The organism is Chryseobacterium sp. MMO-72, from assembly GCF_037146035.1.
In the GTDB taxonomy this organism is placed as follows: domain Bacteria; phylum Bacteroidota; class Bacteroidia; order Flavobacteriales; family Weeksellaceae; genus Chryseobacterium; species Chryseobacterium indicum.
Map to the genome: position 1 here is coordinate 52,826 of NZ_JBBCWG010000014.1, position 18,145 is coordinate 70,970.

General features: G+C 35.6%; 16 protein-coding genes. 9 read left to right on the forward strand and 7 right to left on the reverse strand.

From position 1 onward, the window contains the following. Nucleotide 1 precedes the first annotated feature (1 nt). The 4 genes from WFH39_RS17120 to WFH39_RS17135 all read right to left on the reverse strand — a co-directional run bounded on the left by WFH39_RS17120 (nucleotide 2) and on the right by WFH39_RS17135 (nucleotide 3,035). Nucleotides 2-949, reverse strand: coding sequence for a hypothetical protein (locus tag WFH39_RS17120; RefSeq protein WP_336690761.1), 948 nt, complete (start codon nucleotides 947-949; stop codon nucleotides 2-4). Nucleotides 950-974: 25 nt separating this feature from the next. Further along, nucleotides 975-1,451, reverse strand: a complete 477-nt coding sequence (locus tag WFH39_RS17125) for a peptidylprolyl isomerase (RefSeq protein ID WP_336690762.1) — start codon at nucleotides 1,449-1,451, stop codon at nucleotides 975-977. 67 nt (nucleotides 1,452-1,518) lie between these two features. Beyond that, complete coding sequence (locus WFH39_RS17130; protein WP_336690763.1) at nucleotides 1,519-1,965, reverse strand: peptidylprolyl isomerase; 447 nt, start codon at nucleotides 1,963-1,965, stop codon at nucleotides 1,519-1,521. A gap of 35 nt (nucleotides 1,966-2,000) precedes the next feature. Then, a complete protein-coding gene (locus WFH39_RS17135) occupies nucleotides 2,001-3,035 on the reverse strand; it encodes an acyl-CoA reductase (protein WP_336690764.1) in 1,035 nt (344 codons plus the stop codon). 59 nt (nucleotides 3,036-3,094) lie between these two features. On the opposite strand from WFH39_RS17135, the gene WFH39_RS17140 reads away from it, so the two are divergent. From WFH39_RS17140 to WFH39_RS17180, 9 genes are all read left to right on the forward strand, one after another. Next, complete coding sequence (locus WFH39_RS17140; RefSeq protein ID WP_034682968.1) at nucleotides 3,095-3,445, forward strand: 4Fe-4S binding protein; 351 nt, start codon at nucleotides 3,095-3,097, stop codon at nucleotides 3,443-3,445. A gap of 124 nt (nucleotides 3,446-3,569) precedes the next feature. Next, complete coding sequence (gene serC, locus WFH39_RS17145) at nucleotides 3,570-4,634, forward strand: 3-phosphoserine/phosphohydroxythreonine transaminase (protein WP_214589598.1); 1,065 nt, start codon at nucleotides 3,570-3,572, stop codon at nucleotides 4,632-4,634. A gap of 114 nt (nucleotides 4,635-4,748) precedes the next feature. Further along, nucleotides 4,749-5,711, forward strand: coding sequence for a D-2-hydroxyacid dehydrogenase (locus WFH39_RS17150; protein ID WP_336690765.1), 963 nt, complete (start codon nucleotides 4,749-4,751; stop codon nucleotides 5,709-5,711). A 3-nt stretch (nucleotides 5,712-5,714) separates the two neighbouring features. Next, nucleotides 5,715-6,959 carry a DUF1015 domain-containing protein gene (locus tag WFH39_RS17155; protein ID WP_108410250.1) on the forward strand — a complete coding sequence of 415 codons (1,245 nt, stop codon included), beginning with the start codon at nucleotides 5,715-5,717 and terminating at the stop codon, nucleotides 6,957-6,959. A gap of 281 nt (nucleotides 6,960-7,240) precedes the next feature. Continuing rightward, complete coding sequence (locus WFH39_RS17160) at nucleotides 7,241-8,647, forward strand: M20/M25/M40 family metallo-hydrolase (protein WP_336690766.1); 1,407 nt, start codon at nucleotides 7,241-7,243, stop codon at nucleotides 8,645-8,647. Beyond that, nucleotides 8,648-10,003, forward strand: a complete 1,356-nt coding sequence (locus WFH39_RS17165; RefSeq protein WP_336690767.1) for a M28 family peptidase — start codon at nucleotides 8,648-8,650, stop codon at nucleotides 10,001-10,003. It abuts the gene before it with no gap. A gap of 1,724 nt (nucleotides 10,004-11,727) precedes the next feature. After that, a complete protein-coding gene (locus tag WFH39_RS17170) occupies nucleotides 11,728-11,991 on the forward strand; it encodes a hypothetical protein (RefSeq protein ID WP_336690768.1) in 264 nt (87 codons plus the stop codon). 79 nt (nucleotides 11,992-12,070) lie between these two features. After that, on the forward strand, nucleotides 12,071-12,811 hold the full coding sequence (locus WFH39_RS17175) for a DUF6261 family protein (RefSeq protein WP_336690769.1): 741 nt from the start codon (nucleotides 12,071-12,073) through the stop codon (nucleotides 12,809-12,811). Nucleotides 12,812-14,187: 1,376 nt separating this feature from the next. Beyond that, on the forward strand, nucleotides 14,188-14,559 hold the full coding sequence (locus WFH39_RS17180) for a hypothetical protein (protein WP_214589594.1): 372 nt from the start codon (nucleotides 14,188-14,190) through the stop codon (nucleotides 14,557-14,559). A gap of 96 nt (nucleotides 14,560-14,655) precedes the next feature. Here the strand turns inward: WFH39_RS17180 and WFH39_RS17185 are convergent, their stop codons facing one another. From WFH39_RS17185 to WFH39_RS17195, 3 genes are all read right to left on the reverse strand, one after another. Continuing rightward, a complete protein-coding gene (locus tag WFH39_RS17185) occupies nucleotides 14,656-15,549 on the reverse strand; it encodes a hypothetical protein (protein WP_336690770.1) in 894 nt (297 codons plus the stop codon). A 794-nt stretch (nucleotides 15,550-16,343) separates the two neighbouring features. Further along, nucleotides 16,344-16,910, reverse strand: coding sequence for a hypothetical protein (locus WFH39_RS17190; RefSeq protein WP_336690771.1), 567 nt, complete (start codon nucleotides 16,908-16,910; stop codon nucleotides 16,344-16,346). Nucleotides 16,911-17,023: 113 nt separating this feature from the next. Continuing rightward, nucleotides 17,024-18,133 (reverse strand): ATP-dependent nuclease, encoded by a 1,110-nt coding sequence (locus WFH39_RS17195; protein ID WP_336690772.1) that lies wholly within the window; start codon nucleotides 18,131-18,133, stop codon nucleotides 17,024-17,026. Nucleotides 18,134-18,145 lie beyond the last annotated feature (12 nt).

Below are 18,145 nucleotides of genomic sequence, written 5' to 3' on the forward strand. Positions count from 1 at the left end.
GTTATTCTAATCTTTTCATAGGTTTTATTCCTATAATTTTTCCGCTATCCTCAAAAAGAACGGTGATCATTTCTTTGGGTGGGGAAACGTCTTCTTTATATTTAAACTGAACCATCGGATATTGACTTCCATCATTTACCAACTGAAACCCCGTCATAAAAATATCAATCTGCTTATCAAAATGAATGTTTTCGGCTAAAGTTTTAAGCATATCATCCGTTGTGGAACCAGCAATTTTTTCTGAAAGTAAATCTCTTGCTCCTGCAAAATCAGAAGCTTTAAGCTTTTCAATAAATTTTAGAAATTCAATCGTATATAAACTTACCTTCTCTTTTCCTAACGCATTTCCATCATCTCCTTTTCGCTCATTTTTTACATACAATCTAATTTTATGTCCGGGAACTGTAGCCATCATTCCTTGTCTTTCATAATATTCCGAAAGATCAATATAGGCAAAGATATTTATACTGTCTTTAATCTTCCATTCATCACTTCGATGGAGTCCTTCTTTGGAATTAAGGAGATTGAGATTATTCAAATTTCCTTTCTGATGGCTTTTGCCATATTTTTTCGAAACCTCACTGATAAGCTCTTCATATTTCTTTATCATGGCTTTATTAAAGCTGATCGGTTTCTTCACATTTTCGCCTTTATCAAAATTGTAAACATCCCATTCATAAAGAATTTCCGCAATAACAGAATCGGTTTTATAGGCTTTATAAAATACACGAAGATTTGGGATTTCCTTTTCTTTTCTTTCAAAAATAACAGGCTGAAGAACGGGCTCGAAAGAAATATACTCTTCATCTGTCTTAACAATTTTGCTTCCTAACTTGTTTTCCAACTGAATAAAATCATTCAGTTTTTTCCCTTGAATATCAGTCTGAATTATATTTTGAGAATAACAAAACTGACTGATCAGGAAAATCCCTAACATTTTAATTTTCATCGTGTTTTATCAAAAATTCCCTAAATTATTTCATCATTTTATACGGTTTAATTCCCATAATCTTTCCGTCTGTTTCAAAAACTGCCGTAATCACCTCTTTCGGTTCAGCGGCTTTATCATCAGAATATTTATACTGAATCATTGGCAGACTGCTTCCGTCAATTAAGGGTTTATAACTGGCTTTTATAATCTGAAAAGTTTTGTCGGTCTTAATATCTGCGGCAAGCTTCTGGTAGACAACATCTGTTACCATGGTTTTGGCTTTTTCGGATAAAAGTTCATCCATGGCTTTTCGGTCAGAAACCTTCAGTGCAGCGATAAATTTCAGAAATTTTCCGTTGTAGAGTTCAATCTCCTCCTTGCTAAGACTTAAAGAGGGTTTTACATCGGTGGTTACATTTGTGTTTGTGTTCTTTTTTGTTTCCGGTTTCACATTTTTTGTCTTTTGTGAAAGAAAAAACGGTGCCGACAAAACGGAAAGAACTAAAAGTATTTTTTTCATTATGTTTAAACTGTTTCAATAAACAATAAACGGAATACACGATTCTGTATTGCTTATCACTTATATATTATCTGCTGTAATCCGGCATTACTCCTAAGATTTTACCGTCATTTTCAAAAACCACGGTAACCAGATCTCTTGGAGGAGAAAGCGTGTCGTCTTTATATTTATACTGAATCGTTGGATAAGTTTCATTATCCAGCAGTTTTTGGTAGCCGGATTTATACACTTCAAATGTACGTTCAAAGCTTATTCCGCCAGATAATTTCTGAATAACATTGTCTGAAACAATACTTTTCACCTTATCTGAAATCAGAGTATTGACGGCTTCTTTATCCGATTTTTTCAATGCATCCACAAATTTCAGAAAATACGGATGATAAAAGTCGATTTTATCTTTACTCAATTCCGAAGTAAGCTCTATTTTCCTGCTTTCAACAACTTTTATTTTGCTTTCCTGCGAAAAACCCGCCTGAAAAGCCAAAGCCGCAACAATCAGAAGTATTTTTTTCATAATAAAATGATTTGCAGACAGCAAGATACAAAGAATTATATTACGGATAAAAATTTCATCGTATCTACATTATCCGCATACGTATTCAACCCCGGATGTTGAGCTTCTCCTAATTTGATGGAATCCAAACCAAGCTCATCTTTCGCCACCACACACTGAATATTTTCTTCGTTTTCCGCGATAAAACTTTTCACTTCATCCAGAGAAGAATATCTGCTGAAATTGATGACAGAAAGCGGACTGAATAATTTCTCATCCTCCTTCAGCATCACAAAATTATTATCCCAGAATTTATCCTGATTTAAAAGATAAACGGCTCTGTTGTAATCATAATTATTGGCATATTTATTATGATTGATGATCTCCTGAAAATCCAGAAAACTTTCAAATAATCTGTCGAGAACAAAATCCTGAGGAATAAAAAGCCGGGTTACATTTCTGCATCCCAAACCGAAATAACGGAAAATATCTTCCGCCAGAAGTTTAAGCTCCTCTTCCGTTTCATCCCCTTTTAAAACCGCAATGGAAGTCCTGTTTTTTCTGATGATATTCAGGTGGTTTTTAAAATAATATTCAAGATATCTTGCTGTATTGTTGCTTCCTGTAGCAATTACCGCATCAAAATTCTCCAGTTTTTCTACAAACTCAAACGAGACATTTCCTTCCGAAAATTCATTCCATTTCTTTAATAAAAACGGAATCATGTATTTATCTTTTGAAGAAAGCTTAATCACCGGAATATGATTGCTCAGCACCACAGAAATTACATCGTGAAAACCCACCAAAGGAATATTTCCTGCAAGAATAAGCCCTACTCTTTTCGTAGTCTTTGAGATCTGATATTCTTTCAGCCAGTCGGTAATATTTTCTTCCGTAAGAAGATCCGTCCACTGTTTCAAAGCAAACTTCTGGTTTTCAATGGTAAACCATGGATTTTCAATTTCAGATCGTTTCAGTAACAATTCAAAGTCTGAATCGTTATCGTTATAATCCTCCTGATTTTTATTTAAAAAGTCTTTTATATATTGGCTTAGTCTCGTAAGTCCTAAAACTTGATTTTCGGTATTCATAATTGCTTTAAAATTGGGGAATATTTTGTAATTTTGTGCAAATTTAAAAAAAATTAGCGATGGCTATTAAAATAACTGATGAATGCATTAACTGCGGAGCCTGTGAACCGGAATGTCCAAACAATGCAATTTATGAAGGAGCAGTAGACTGGAAAGCTTCAGAAGGTACAGAACTGAAAGGTACCGTAACATTACCATCAGGTCTTACAGTGGATGCAGATGCACCGCAGGAACCTGTAAGTGATGATGTTTATTTCATTGTAACAGATAAATGTACGGAATGTAAAGGATTCCATGAGGAACCACAGTGTGCAGCCGTTTGTCCGGTAGACTGCTGTGTTCCGGATGAAGATCATGTAGAATCTGAAGAAGCACTGCTTAATAAGAAAGCATTCTTACACGGAGAATAAAAAACTGCCGTCTCATCAATCATGAGGCGGTTTTTTATATACAAAAATTCAGAACAATTCAATAAGAAACTATAAATGAAGCTGTAAGAAGAAATTTTTACAGGAAATCCCAAAAAATAATAATATGAGCAAAAAGCACAACTTTAGCGCAGGACCATGCATTTTACCACAGGAAGTTTTCGAAAAATCTGCACAGGCAATTTTAGATTTCAACGGAATCGGACTTTCTCTTCTTGAAATTTCGCACAGAAGCAAAGATTTCGTAGCGGTAATGGATGAAGCACGCGCTATCGTAAAAAGACTGATGAATTTAGGAGATGATTACGAAGTTCTGTATTTAGGAGGCGGTGCAAGTCTGCAGTTCGCCATGGTTCCTTACAACCTGATGAAAGTAGGCGGAAAAGCAGCTTATCTGGACACCGGAACTTGGGCGGCAGGAGCTATTAAAGAAGCTAAAAAAGTAGGAACAGTAGACGTTGTAGGATCTTCAAAAGAAGAAAATTACTCTTTCATTCCAAAAGATTACACCGTAGGTTCAGAATATGATTATTTCCACTGCACTTCCAATAATACGATCTACGGAACTCAGATGAAGTCTTTCCCTGAAGTAGATACTTTAATGGTTTGCGACATGAGTTCTGATATTTTCTCAAGACAATTAGATTTTTCAAAATTTGATTTAATCTATGCCGGAGCTCAGAAAAATATGGGACCTGCAGGAGTAACTTTGGTGGTCATTAAAAAAGAAATTTTAGGAAAAACAGGAAGAGAAAATATGTTCTCTATTCTGGATTATGCTCAGCATATTTCTAAAGAATCCATGTACAACACACCGCCGGTTTTCCCTGTTTACGCTTCTTTATTAACGTTACAGCATCTGGAAAATAATGGTGGAATTGCCGCAGCAGAAGCCAGAAACGAAGCAAAAGCAAAACTGCTATACGATGAGATCGACAGCAATCCTTTATTTGAAACATTCTGCGTAAAAGAAGACCGTTCTTTAATGAATGTATCTTTCAAAATTACAGACGAGAGCAAAAAAGAAGAATTTGATGCGGCATGGAAAGCTGCGGGAATCAGCGGACTGAACGGACACAGAAGTCTGGGAGGTTACAGAGCAAGTTTGTACAATGCTTTACCGATTGAAAGCGTACAGGTTTTAGTAGATGTTATGAAATCCATAAAATAATATAAATTATTAAATTTCAAATACTTAACAAATATTTAATGTTATTTTAAATTTTCTTAATTTGCGAGACTGTTTAAATTTTGAACCATTAAATATTTAAGTCAAAATAAAACCATGAAAGTTTTAGCCAACGACGGAATTTCGAAAGCAGGAGAACAGGCACTTAAAGATGCCGGAATTGAGGTTCTGGACAACAGAGTTGCACAGGATCACGTCATCAGTTTCATCAACGAGAATAACGTGGATGTTCTTTTGGTAAGAAGCGCTACCAAAGTAAGACAGGATCTCATTGATGCCTGTCCTAGTCTTAAAATTATCGGAAGAGGCGGAATCGGGATGGATAATATCGACGTGGAATACGCTATTGATAAAGGAATCTACATCATCAATACGCCGACTGCATCCTCAAAATCGGTTGCAGAATTGGTGTTTGCACATTTCTTTTCACTGGCAAGATTTCTACATGAATCCAACAGGTTAATGCCTTTGGAAGGAGAAACCCACTTCAACGCCATGAAAAAATCCTTCTCGAAAGCATACGAACTTTCAGGAAAAACATTGGGTGTTATCGGCTTTGGAAGTATCGGACAGGAAGTTGTAAAAATAGGAATTTCTCTGGGTATGAAAGTGAAAGTTCTTACCAGAAAGCCTAAAACCAAAGTCCTTTCACTGGAATTTTTCGACGGACAGTCTGTTAATTTCGAAATTACTTCCACCAATGATATGGATGAATTCTTAAAAGATACAGACTTCATCAGTCTCAATACGCCGAAAACAAACGAATATATCATAGACACGCCACAGTTTGAAAAAATGAAAGACGGAGTCTACATTGTAAATACTGCAAGAGGAGGTGTAATGAATGAAGTTTCCCTGATAGACTTCATTGAATCCGGAAAAGTTGCCGGAGCCGCACTGGATGTTTTTGAAAAGGAACCCACTCCGGAAGTGCTTCTGCTGATGAATCCTTCGCTTTCCCTTTCTCCGCACGTAGGCGGAAATACCGTGGATGCACAGGAAAAAATCGGACTTGAGCTTGCAGAACAGATTATTAAGATTAAAGAAACTATAAACTAAAATATGCCAATTTTTAAACCTTTTCGTGGAATAAGACCTCATAAAGACTATGAGAGCACCTTCCCTACTCATCCTCTGGACAATTTTACGCAGGAAGAGATCGCGGAAAAAGCTCAGGTGGAAGACACTTACATTAACATGATAAAACCTTATGTCGTAAGTAAATCCAAAGATATCGACAGGAATTTAAGGAAGATCCGGTCGACTTTTGAAGAATTGATGGAAGAGAAAAAACTCGTTCAGGACAATTCTGCGTACTATCTTTATGAACAGATTTATCCCAACAAACAGGTTTTCAGAGGGCTTCTCGGTTTGGCGAGCATCGAAGATTTCTGGAACGGAAAAATCAAGAGACACGAAAGTACCATTCCGCAGAAAAAGGAAAAACTGGCTCATTATCTTGAAAAAGTAAATCTTCAGGCAGAACCTGTACTTCTTACCTATCCTGCGAATTCGAAGATCGAACTGCTGATGAACCATGAGGAGAAAAACGTTCCTATTTTCAATCATGTAGATACCAAAGGAATCCGTCATAAAATCTGGAGAATCGATAACCGTTTAAAACTGCAGCAGTTTAAGGAAGTGATCGATCAGATCGATTCTTTTTACATTGCAGACGGACACCACAGAATTGGTTCCACTGCGCTGAATGCCAAACATCAGAAAGAAAAAAACAAAAGGCATAACGGGACGGAACATTACAATTTCGTGTACAGCTTTATCGTTTCCAACCAGTCGATTAAAATCCACGATTACAACAGAATCTTAACCGATCTTAACGGTCTTTCGAACGAAGAATTTTTAAAGGAACTGGAAAAATACTTCCTGATCCACGAAAAAGGAGAAACGGCATATTTTCCTTCACAGAAATTCCACATTTCGATGTATATGGACGGTAAATTTTACTCCCTTCACGTAAAGCACGACCTGCGTTCTCAGGAAATGTCTCTGGATAATCTGGATCATCATCTTTTAGACAAATACATCTTTAAAGATATTTTAAAAATTGAAGATCCCGACAGCTCGGAGAAAATTTCTTACGTAAAAGGAACATCAAGCATTGAAGGAATCAACCAGCTTAAAGAAAAAGTAGACAACGGAGAAGGTAAAGCAGGATTCGGGATCTACCCTGTAAGTTTTAATGATATGATTAAAATTTCTGATCTGAAACTCAGCATGCCTCCGAAATGCACTTTTATTGAACCTAAATTGGTTACCGCACTATTAATGTACGATATGAAACCTTAATCAGTTAACTTTATTCAATATAATTCTTTCGATGAACGCTAAGATTGCAAAGAGGTAATTAAAATTTTGAAATATATTCCGTTCGCAAAGACAATTCGTTCAGCAAATGACGCCTTTGCTGAGTTAAACGCCCTTGCGAACGGACAATTAAAGTTATACATAAAAAATCCTCGCGTTCATTGCATTAAAAATAATTAACTGCGGGTTTCTTAATCCGAATTTAGATTAAATTACTATTTTTTCCCTACTTTTATCTGCGGAAAAGAAAAGGTAAATAAAAAATGAAAAAAATATTCATTATCATTCCACTCTTTTTGGGTGGATTTTTATTTTCTCAAAAAAAACCTCTTAAAAAGCCGGTTAAGAAAACTGCTGTCGGCGAAAAATTCAATTATCATGATGAATTTAAAAAGATTTCCGATGAGATCATGACCAACGGAACGGCATACGAAAATCTGGGACAGCTTACCAAAGGCATCGGTCCGCGTTTCAGCGCAACGCCGGGTTACATGAGAGCGGTAGACTGGGCAGAAAAAAAGCTTAAGGAAATCGGGATCGATATGATCTGGAAAATGGAAGCCAAAGCTCCGGTCTGGATCAGAGGAAAAGAATCTCTGCAGATAAAAACCGCCAGTGGAGACTGGAAAAACATCAGAATGCTTTCTTTCGGAAATTCTGAAGGAACGGGCGGAAAAGATCTTACCGGAGAAATTGTCTTAATCAATTCCGCTTCAGACCTTAATGCCATGTCTGTCGGACAGCTCAAAGATAAAATCGTTTTTGTGAATCTTCCGATGGATCCGAAGATCATCAATACCAGCGATTCTTATTTAATCACTGCAAAATCCAAACTTATTTCCGCTTCTGTCATTGCTAAAACCGGAGCGAAAGCATTAATTATAAGATCATTAACCACGGCTTCAGACGATACGCCACACGCAAAAATGGTGTATTACGAACCGGATGATAAAATAAGAATTCCCGCTTTATCCATCGGAGTAAAATCGGCTGATGAACTGGAAAAATTATTAAAAAGCCAGAAAGTTACCGCTAAACTGAATATGACTGCCCAATCCAAAGGCGATACCACCAATCCAAATATCATTGCTGAAATTCAGGGTAAAAAAGATTCTAAGGTAATTGTTTTGGGTGCGCAGCTCGACTCATGGGATTTCGGAGAAGGAGCAATTGATGACGGAACCGGAGTCGCGCAGTGTATTGAAGTTTTAAGAACATTCAAAGCTTTAGGTCTTGAAAATAACCATACGATACGTGTTGTTTTCTATGCAAACAGTGAAAATGGCGGACAGGGACGAGAAATGTATGCAGCGTACGTGAAGAAGAAAGATGAAAAGCACATTTTTGCACTGGGAACTGATGCAGGAGGCTATTCTCCGAGAGGATTTTCTTTAGATATGTCTCCGCAGAGAAGAAAACAGATCTTCGAATGGAAAAATTATTTCCTTCCTTACGGCGTTTACGATTTTGACCAGACAGAAGCCATTCAGGATATTTCTCCTTTAAAGAAAATGGATATTCCTTTGGCTGAGCTTGTGGTAGATACACAAAGATATTTTGATTATCATCATTCCGAACAGGATACTTTTGATAAAGTGAACAAAAGAGAGCTTCTTCTCGGTGCGGTAGCGATGACGCAAATGATTTTTATGATTGATAAAAACTGGTAAATGAAAAAGATATTAGGAACAACTTTAACGCTTCTGGGCTTGGCGGTTTTTGGTCAGGCAAAAGAAGACTCCATACAATTTGCAAAAATTTCTACGGAAATATTAAATAAAGGAAAAGCATACAACGAACTGAGAGAATTAACCAAAAATATCGGTCATCGTCTCAGTGGTTCAGCATCCTACGAAAAAGCGGTAACATGGGCAGAACAGAAGCTTCGTGATGCAGGAGCCGACAAAGTCTGGCTTCAGGAAGTAATGGTTCCGGTGTGGGTTCGCGGAAAAGAATCTTTACACATTAAAACCTCCAACGGAAAATGGAAAAGCTTAAAAATGCTTTCTCTGGGAAATTCTGAAGGAACAGGCGGAAAAGATATTTCAGGAGAAATTATCATGGTAAGATCCATGGAAGAATATGATAAACTTTCGCCGGAGCAGGTGAAGGATAAAATTGTGTTCTTCAATTATCCTTTCAGCCAGACGTATATAGAAACTTTCAGAGGATATGGTGATGCCGCAAAATACAGATCTACCGCTGCATCATTAACAGCTAAAAAAGGTGGAAAATTTGCGATCATCCGTTCTCTTTCCTCTGCTTTTGATGATGTTCCGCATACAGGTTCCATGCGTTATCAGGATGATAAAAAAATTCCTGCTGTTGCGGTCGGAAGCACGACGGCGGATGAACTGGCAGAACTTTTAAAATCACAGAAAATTACCGCCAAACTCAACTCCAACTGCGGCATGAAGGGAGAAAAACTCTCTCACTCTGTGATCGGAGAAATTACCGGAAAGAAAGATAAAAGCGTAATTGTTGTCGGCGGACATCTGGATTCGTGGGACGTGGGTGAAGGCGCCCATGACGACGGTTCCGGAATTGTACAGAGCATTGAAGTTCTGAGGACTTTTAAAAATTTAGGCATTCAGAATAATCACACCATCCGTGTCGTTTGTTTTGCCAATGAAGAAAACGGCGTAAAAGGCGGCGTTATGTACGGTAAAACTGTGAAAGAAAACAATGAAAAGCATCTTTTTGCCATAGAAACGGATGCCGGAGGATTTACCCCGAGAGGAATTTCCCTCGATATGGATAACGAAAAAAGAAAGCAGATCCAGAGTTGGGCAGACCTGTTTTTACCTTACGGAATTTATGATTTTAAAAATACCTATTCCGGAACAGATCTTTACCCGCTTCACGATTTAGGAATTCCGACAGCGGAACTGGTTCCCGATTCTCAGCGGTATTTCGACATCCACCACACGGAAGAAGATACTTTTGAAAAAGTAAACCGAAGGGAACTTCTGCTCGGAGCAAGTACTCTGACGCAAATTATTTATATGATTGATAAGAACTGGTAAAATATCATACACAACCGCTCTTTAAAGGGCGGTTTTTTGTTTAAAATTCTGATGAAGAGACTCTTCGACAGGCTCAGAGTGACACTGCGAATACTAACTGTGTTATTTAAACAATGAAAGATTGTTTTTAGTAAAATCTTTAACGCTACATTGTCATCCTGAAAGAATTTCAACAATACATTGAAAACTTTATTCAGATGCTTTCAGCATGACATACTGTAAATAAATCATCCTCCAATTGTTCTGAAAATTATTTTTTTTGGTTTCTCGCAGATTGTGCAGATTACGCAGATTTTTTTCAATGTAAAATTGTTTGTGCTTTCTAAAATGTTTTTACAGCTTTTTTGTCATCCTGAAAGGATCTAAACAATGATTTAAAATAACAGAGATCAATAAATAAAACATTCAGAAACGAGCTCTTCGACAAGCTCAGAATGACACCGCGAATACTAACTGTATTATCTTAGCAATGAGTAATTGTTAAAGGCTATTTTAACATATAAAATTATTAACAATCCTATGTCATTCTGACGAAGGAAGAATCTGAAAATATACGGTCTTACTAAATGATGACAGAGACTCTTCGACAGGCTCAGAGTGACACTGCGAATACTAACTGTAATATCTTAACAATGAAGAATTGTTTTTAGTAAAACCTTTAACGTTACATTATCATCCTGAAAGGATCTCAACGATCTATTGAAAATTTTGTTTAAATGCTTTCAGCATGACATACCGTAAATAAATCATCCTCCAAATGTTCTAAAAGTTATTTTATTTTTTGGTTTCTCGCTGATTGAGCAGATTATGCAGATTTTTAACTTAATCATCTGTTAAATTTGCAGAATCTGCGGGAGATAATAATAATTCATACAGCTTGTCATCCTGAAAAGGATCAAACCAAATTATAACGATTGTTCAGCGATGAACAAATCCTACGAAAAAGAGACTCTTCGACAAGCTCAGAGTGACAACGCGAATACTAACTGTGTTATTTAAACAATAAAAAATTGTTTTTAGCAAACCTTTAACGCTACATTGTCATCCTAAAAGAATTTCAACAATACATTAAAAACTTTGTTTAGATGCTTTCAGCATGACATATCGTAAATAAATCATCCTCCAAATGTTCTAAAAGTTATTTTATTTTTTGGTTTCTCGCAGATTGTGCAGATTGCGCAGATTTTTTTCAATTTAAAATTGTTTATACTTTCTCCTATACATTTACATCATTTTGTCATCCTGAAAGGATCTAAACAATGATTTAAAATAACAGAGATCAATAAATAAAACATTCAGAAACGAGCTCTTCGACAAGCTCAGAGTGACAACGCGAATACTAACTGTATTATCTTAGCAATGAGTAATTGTTAAAGGCTATTTTAACGTATAAAATTATTAACAATCCTATGTCATTCTGACGAAGGAAGAATCTGAAAATATACGATCTTACTAAATGATGACAGAGACTCTTCGACAGGCTCAGAGTGACACTGCGAATACTAACTGTAATATCTTAACAATGAAGAATTGTTTTTAGTAAAACATTTAACGTTACATTGTCATCCTGAAAGGATCTCAACGATACATTAAAAACTTTGTTTAAAATGCTCTCAGCATGACAAAAAATCAATCTATATATGTACAGAATAATAACTGTTATCTGTTTTGTACAGGCATTATAAGAATTTTTATATTTTTGATAAAACTCTTTGAAAGAGAGCATGGCAAAAAAAATAAAACAGCACAGGAGAATAAAAAAAGCTGCCGGAAAGTTTACACAAAAAACACAAAATTCAGGATTGCATTATCGGAAACTTCCGAAAGTCTCATCCTCTTCGGGTTCTCTCTGTCGGAATTTCCGACGACCCGAAACTGTTTTGGTTTGTGCCGCCGGAGATCTCCGAAAGCTTACTTTGATAGTGGTTTGCCCTGCCGGAATTTCCGACGATAAGAACCTCTTACAGTTTGCCGTCGGAAATTTCTGAAGATAGAGAAAAAAAATATCCGCAGACTCAGTACGATACTGATCCTCTGTGGCAGATATAATAATAAAATATAACGCACATGAAAAAACTAATTTCGATGGATGCCACAAAACTGCATCATGCCGAATTCGGGCAGCTTATCATCCGTTTCTATGAAGATTTTGCAGCTTCTGCCCTGAATGCAGAAACAGACCCTGATTTTAAAAGAATGTACGATGCCATACAGGCACAGATTCCTACGTATAACAGCGCACTCGATCAGATACGTGCCAGTGAAGAATCTAAAAAGATCGCTGAACTGGACGATATTCGTGATGCCGACATGCAGGCGCTGAGAGATGCCATAAAACCGTACAGAAACGCTAAAACAGAAACTGAAAAGAATGCCTATGCTTTCGTAAAAATTCTTCTGGATCAGTATAAAAATGTGCAGGACGATTCTTACGAAGAAGAAACCATCCGCCTGAATACAATGCTGGAAAAGCTGCTTTCTTCAGAATACAGCGCAGCGGTTTCAGCTTTGGGGCTGGTAAAATTCATCAATCATCTGGCAGAATCCAATACAGATTTTAATGATCTTTTTTCGCACCGTTCTTTTAAAACTTTCCAGAAACAGACATATGATGTCAAGATGCTGAGACAGACGCTGACTATAGATTACAAACAGATGTGCAATTACATCGCAACGTTAGCCGATGTGAAGCAGGATATTTTTTATCAGAGTGTTCTGGCGATTATTAATAACGGAAGGAATTATTTTGCCAATATTGTTTTGGCAAGAAGACAGGGAAAAAAGAATAATGATCCTAAAACAGATTAATCTTAAAACCGCTCTTTCAAAGGGCGGTTTTTTAATGAGAACATTTTAAAACAGAAACTCTTCGACGGGTTCAGAGTGACACCGCGAATGCTATATGCAACATTTTAAAACAATGAAAAATTGTTTCGTTATTTTCTTTGGTAACATCATTAACACAAATCGTGTCATTCTGATTGAAATTTTACGAAGCATTATGGAAAGAAGAATCTTTTGAAATGATCTCCCACAGATTGTGCAGATTGCGCAGATTTTTTTTTCAATTTAAAATTGTTTGTACTTTCTAAAATGCCTTTACATCACTTTGTCATCCTGAAAGGATCTAAACAAATTATAAAAATTATTCAGCAATGAACAAATCCTACGAAAAAGAGACTCTTCGACAAGCTCAGAGTTACATCGCGAATGCTTAATGCGATATTTAAAACAATGAAAAATTGTTTAGTTATTTTCTTTGGTAACATCATTAATACAATCGTGTCATTCTGATTGAAATTTTGCGAAGCATTATGGAAAGAAGAATCTTTTTGAATGATCTCCCGCAGATTATGCAGATTACGCAGATTTTTTTTCAATGTAAAATTGTTTATACTTTCTAAAATGTCTTTACATCATTTTGTCATCCTGAAAATGATTTAAAATAACAGAGATCAATAAATAAAACATTCAGAAATAAGCTCTTCGACAAGCTCAGAGTGACAACGCGAATACTAACTGTGTTATTTAAACAATGAAAGATTGTTTTTAGCAAAACCTTTAACGCTACATTGTCATCCTAAAAGAATTTCAACAATACATTAAAAACTTTGTTCAGATGCTTTCAGCATGACATACTGTAAATAAATCATCCTCCAATTGTTCTGAAAGTTATTTTATTGTTGGGTTTCTCGCTGATTGCGCAGATTGCGCAGATTTTTAACTTAATCATCTGCTCAATTTGCAAAATCTGCGGGAGATAATCATCATTCATGCAGCTTGTCATCCTGAAAAGATCTAACCATATTATAATGATTATTCAGCGATGAACAAATCCTTAGGAAAAAGAGACTCTTCGACAAGCTCAGAGTGACATCGCGAATGCTTAATGCGATATTTAAAACAATGAAAAATCGTTTGTCCTTTCTCAAATGTCTTTACAACTTTTTGTCATCCTGAAAAGATCTGACCAAATTATAATGATTATTCAGCTATGAAAAAGTTCTTAGGAAGAATAGACTCTTCGACAGGCTCAGAGTGACACCGCGAATACTACATGCAATATTTTAAAACAATGAATAATTGTTAAACATTTTCATCCATTGAAGCAGTTTAAAATAAATTTTATTCCGTGTCTCAACTCTCAAAAAATTATCCTACTTTTAGCCCTTAAAATAATAAACATGAAGAAACTCATTTTTGCATTCTGCATGATCCTTGTATGCAGCAGCCAGATCGTAATGGCACAATCTAAAGCCAAAACAAAAGTACAGACTACGAATTCCAAGGAATCCATCTTAAAAGCAATGTATAAAGACATTTCTGAAAGCATGGTAAAAGAAGGAACTCCCAAAGAAAAGGCTGAAAAATTTGCAGACTGTCTTACTAAAGATCTTGGTGCAAAATTAACTACTGACGAGCTTAAAATGCTTGACAAGCTGAATACGATGAAAGACAAAAAAGAAAAGGAAGAACTTGCGAAAAAAGCAGAAAAAATGGGGATCAGAAAGAAAATGGAAACCGTAGGTGTTAACTGTGGATCAATCCTGAAATAGTGACAATTCCCAACAATCCATAAGATTCTTATTCACTAAAAAACAGACGGTACAAATGAATGTACCGTCTGTTTTTATATTTCACTAAGCTGATTTCTACACAAACTCATTCGTGTCGGCTTTATATTTTTTGTTGAATAAACCTGCCTGTTCCAGCTTTTTCAGATGGGCTTTCAGTCCGTTGATTCTTGTCGGATAGTGGGTGTTTCCTATCGTACACAGATTCTGGAATGCTTTTTCGTGACTGTCGGTGTCCAGCGCATAACTGATCCTGTCATACGTTCCTCTTCCCTGATGCAGAATATCGCAGATCATAAAGCATACTTTTGCAGGATAACCGTTCAGATTAAGCCTTTTGCTGTACTTTTTCATGTTTTCTTTGTACAGACTGATCGACTGTTCTACCTGTACTCTTCTGTGATTCGGGTCGTTGGTCGCCCAATGGATAAATCTTGCCGAACAGATGAGTTCCTGCTGTTCCACTTCATTAGTGGTAGGATTCAGATATTCCATCAGCTTTTGGGAGCTGCTGTCGTTCTCAAGCTGTGAGGTCGCTCCTGTATCATTTTTATAATAGATTCTGTCATCGACCAGGCGAAGTCTCGGGAAATAGTCTGAAGCATTTTCCAAAGCCAGCAACTTTCTGAAAAATCTTACAAAATCTCCGTTCGGAACGTGTGCCGCAAACTGCATAAAACCGAATGTAAAGTACGCTCTGTCATAGGTATTGAGACAGAGAAAAGAGCCCTGACTTTCCACTTTCGCGGTAGCCTCGATAAAGTATGCCCAAAAACCAAATTCGTTCACATAATCGGCGGCATTGTACACCAGATTATTAGAAACCGAAACATTGTAAAGTCCGAATCTTTCCTCATACTTCGTTTTGTATGCCACAAAAAACTCAGGTTCTGTAAGACCGGTCAGCTTTGCATAATACGCGGTTTTTCCTGTGGAAGTAACTGCTGAACGGATTTTAAAATCGTAAGCCATAGTTAAAAGTTTTAAATTTAGTGTACTGCTAAGGTAACACTTCACTTTTATTTACGGAATAGCTATTTCGGGTGATTTATTTACGGTATGTCATGCTGAAAGCATCTAAACAAAATTTTTAATGTATCGTTGAGATCCTTTCAGGATGACAATGTAGCGTTAAAGGTTTTACTAAAAACAATCTTTCATTGTTAAGATATTACAATTAGTATTCGCGGTGTCACTCTGAGCCTTTCGAAGAGTCTCTATCATCGTTTAATACAACTGTGTATTTTCAGATTCTTCCTTCGTCAGAATGACATAGGATTGTTTATAATTTTATACCTTAAAACCACCTTTATCAATTATTCATTGTTAAGATATTACAGTTAGTATTCGCGGTGTCACTCTGAGCTTGCCGAAGAGCTTCTTTCTGAATGTTTTATTTATTGATCTCTGTTCTTTTAAGTCATTATTTAGATCCTTCAGGATGACAAGCTGCATGATTATTATCTCTCGCAGATTTTGCAAATTTAGCAGATGATTAAGTAGAAAAAATCCGCAAGATCTGCACAATCTGCGGGAGATCATTCAAAAAGATTCTTCTTTCCATAATGCTTCGCAAAATTTCAATCAGAATGACAAGCGACCGTTAAAGATGTTGGCAGACAAAAGAATTGTTAACAATTATTAATTGTTTTGTCTTTCGTTTATTATTCGCGGTGTCACTCTGAGCCTGTCGAGGAGTCTTTTATAAAAAATCAGACTGTGTTTATCTGGAATTCTTCTTCAGAATGAAAGAAAACCATTCATTACTATTCTAAATCACCATTAATTTCCCTGATTAAATCTTCCATTTCACCTCTGAAATCATCCTCAAAAACCAATGGTCTGTTGTCTGACTGAATCATACTTTTTATTTTTTCGCAGATGTCTATGAGTTTTCCGATTAAAGAGTTCTTTTCGGGTGATGAGATTTTCCCCATTTTCAAAACGTTGGAGAAATAATACTGTACTCCGTCGAGAACAATACGCCGCTCTTTAGGATATCTCGTCTGATAAAGCGCACTTTCAAACAATTGTTGCAGTATTTTATAGGAATCTGGTGACAGTTTTCTTTGATATTCTAAAATTCTTTCTTCTTCGTTACCTTCCGAAAGGCGGATCGTACGTTCTGCAATTTTATAAACGATGCGGTAGTTTTCGATTCCTTTTTTTCGTTCTACAAACAGTATTCTTTCGGTATCGAAAGAGGGAATTTCCAGAAAATACAGTTCTGCACATACGTCTCCCATGAGTGCATTCATGATTTTCACAAAACTGCCGAGACTTTTATGGCTCGAACTGCTTCCGCAAGGTTCAAGATGGTTTCTTTCTAACATGGTTTTTAGATTGAGCGGAAATTGGGGAGTGAGTTTTTCATGGGGTGGTTTTTGGGAAAATAAGGAGTTTTTGCGAAATAAAAAAACCATCTAAAAAAACGGTTTTTAAAATATTACTCTTTCACTGTTCTTTTTTGAAACTCTAAAATTAATTTATTTAATCGACTAATAGCTTGTAGCTGTTCTAGTGTTTTATATTCTTTAATAAATTCTTTTGAAATTTTAATTTTTAAAGATTCTAATTTTTGTTTATCGTTTTTAATTTTTTCGTTCTGATTTTTAAGCTGAATTATTACCGCTTCATTAGTATTCAAAGTTAAATTTACTTGTAGTTCTTTTTCCATAAATTCTTTAAAAAAATTTATTGGATATAAATCTTCTATAGTAGAATTATCGGGAAGATCATTATTTAAATCTTTAATTGTAAAAACATTCGTCTCATTATAGCTATCTTTATAATTTTCAAGTATCTTTTTCTTATTATCTTTTCCTTCTTTATCAGCATCAAAAATAATTATTGGTTCTAGATTTTCATTACTTAATAAACTTGCGAAGCCTGGAACTTTACTTGCACCTCCAGCAGATTTAATTGCAAAATTTTTGTAATTATATTGATTGAAACAATAATTAAATAAAAACTTATCATCTCCACCTTCGACAATTATAATTTTTTCAGGTAATAATTCTTTATATAAATTTAATCCAAATGCATTTTTCAAAACTGAATCTTCTCTAAAATTCGTATTTTCATCAACCTGCTCAATTTTTGTTTCTCCTTGTCTCTTTGTTACCATGTAATGCCTTCGCGGAGTATTAACATCAATTAAATAAGGACTATGTGTTGAAACTAATACAATATTATTTTTTCCTATTTTTAGAAGTTCATCTCTCATATATGATATTCCGGAAGGATGTAAATGGACTTCAGGCTCGTCAATTAAAATAATATTATTTTTTAGAGTAGCTGCTTCATTTAAGGTAGACAAAGAAAGAATTAATGATATAAATTGCTTAAATCCATCACTTCTCTGATCCATTGAAAAGTATGAGTATTTTTTATCCTTATCTTCAACAAAAACATTACAAATAGTTCCATTAATAGAAATTTTAATTTTGATCTTATGTTCAATCCAAATCTTATTTATATACTTTGTAATAGCATCAGAAATTTTATCCTGAAACTCTTCTCTTTTCGCTTCTGATATTAGTATTTTTTCAATCAAATTATAAATATC

What these genes read in the sequence shown, in the direction of transcription:
- WFH39_RS17120 (WP_336690761.1), bottom strand. Translation starts at nt 949, where the DNA reads ATGAAAATTAAAATGTTAGGGATTTTCCTGATCAGTCAGTTTTGTTAT.
- WFH39_RS17125 (WP_336690762.1), bottom strand. Translation starts at nt 1,451, where the DNA reads ATGAAAAAAATACTTTTAGTTCTTTCCGTTTTGTCGGCACCGTTTTTT.
- WFH39_RS17130 (WP_336690763.1), bottom strand. Translation starts at nt 1,965, where the DNA reads ATGAAAAAAATACTTCTGATTGTTGCGGCTTTGGCTTTTCAGGCGGGT.
- WFH39_RS17135 (WP_336690764.1), bottom strand. Translation starts at nt 3,035, where the DNA reads ATGAATACCGAAAATCAAGTTTTAGGACTTACGAGACTAAGCCAATAT.
- WFH39_RS17140 (WP_034682968.1), top strand. Translation starts at nt 3,095, where the DNA reads ATGGCTATTAAAATAACTGATGAATGCATTAACTGCGGAGCCTGTGAA.
- serC (WP_214589598.1), top strand. Translation starts at nt 3,570, where the DNA reads ATGAGCAAAAAGCACAACTTTAGCGCAGGACCATGCATTTTACCACAG.
- WFH39_RS17150 (WP_336690765.1), top strand. Translation starts at nt 4,749, where the DNA reads ATGAAAGTTTTAGCCAACGACGGAATTTCGAAAGCAGGAGAACAGGCA.
- WFH39_RS17155 (WP_108410250.1), top strand. Translation starts at nt 5,715, where the DNA reads ATGCCAATTTTTAAACCTTTTCGTGGAATAAGACCTCATAAAGACTAT.
- WFH39_RS17160 (WP_336690766.1), top strand. Translation starts at nt 7,241, where the DNA reads ATGAAAAAAATATTCATTATCATTCCACTCTTTTTGGGTGGATTTTTA.
- WFH39_RS17165 (WP_336690767.1), top strand. Translation starts at nt 8,648, where the DNA reads ATGAAAAAGATATTAGGAACAACTTTAACGCTTCTGGGCTTGGCGGTT.
- WFH39_RS17170 (WP_336690768.1), top strand. Translation starts at nt 11,728, where the DNA reads ATGGCAAAAAAAATAAAACAGCACAGGAGAATAAAAAAAGCTGCCGGA.
- WFH39_RS17175 (WP_336690769.1), top strand. Translation starts at nt 12,071, where the DNA reads ATGAAAAAACTAATTTCGATGGATGCCACAAAACTGCATCATGCCGAA.
- WFH39_RS17180 (WP_214589594.1), top strand. Translation starts at nt 14,188, where the DNA reads ATGAAGAAACTCATTTTTGCATTCTGCATGATCCTTGTATGCAGCAGC.
- WFH39_RS17185 (WP_336690770.1), bottom strand. Translation starts at nt 15,549, where the DNA reads ATGGCTTACGATTTTAAAATCCGTTCAGCAGTTACTTCCACAGGAAAA.
- WFH39_RS17190 (WP_336690771.1), bottom strand. Translation starts at nt 16,910, where the DNA reads ATGTTAGAAAGAAACCATCTTGAACCTTGCGGAAGCAGTTCGAGCCAT.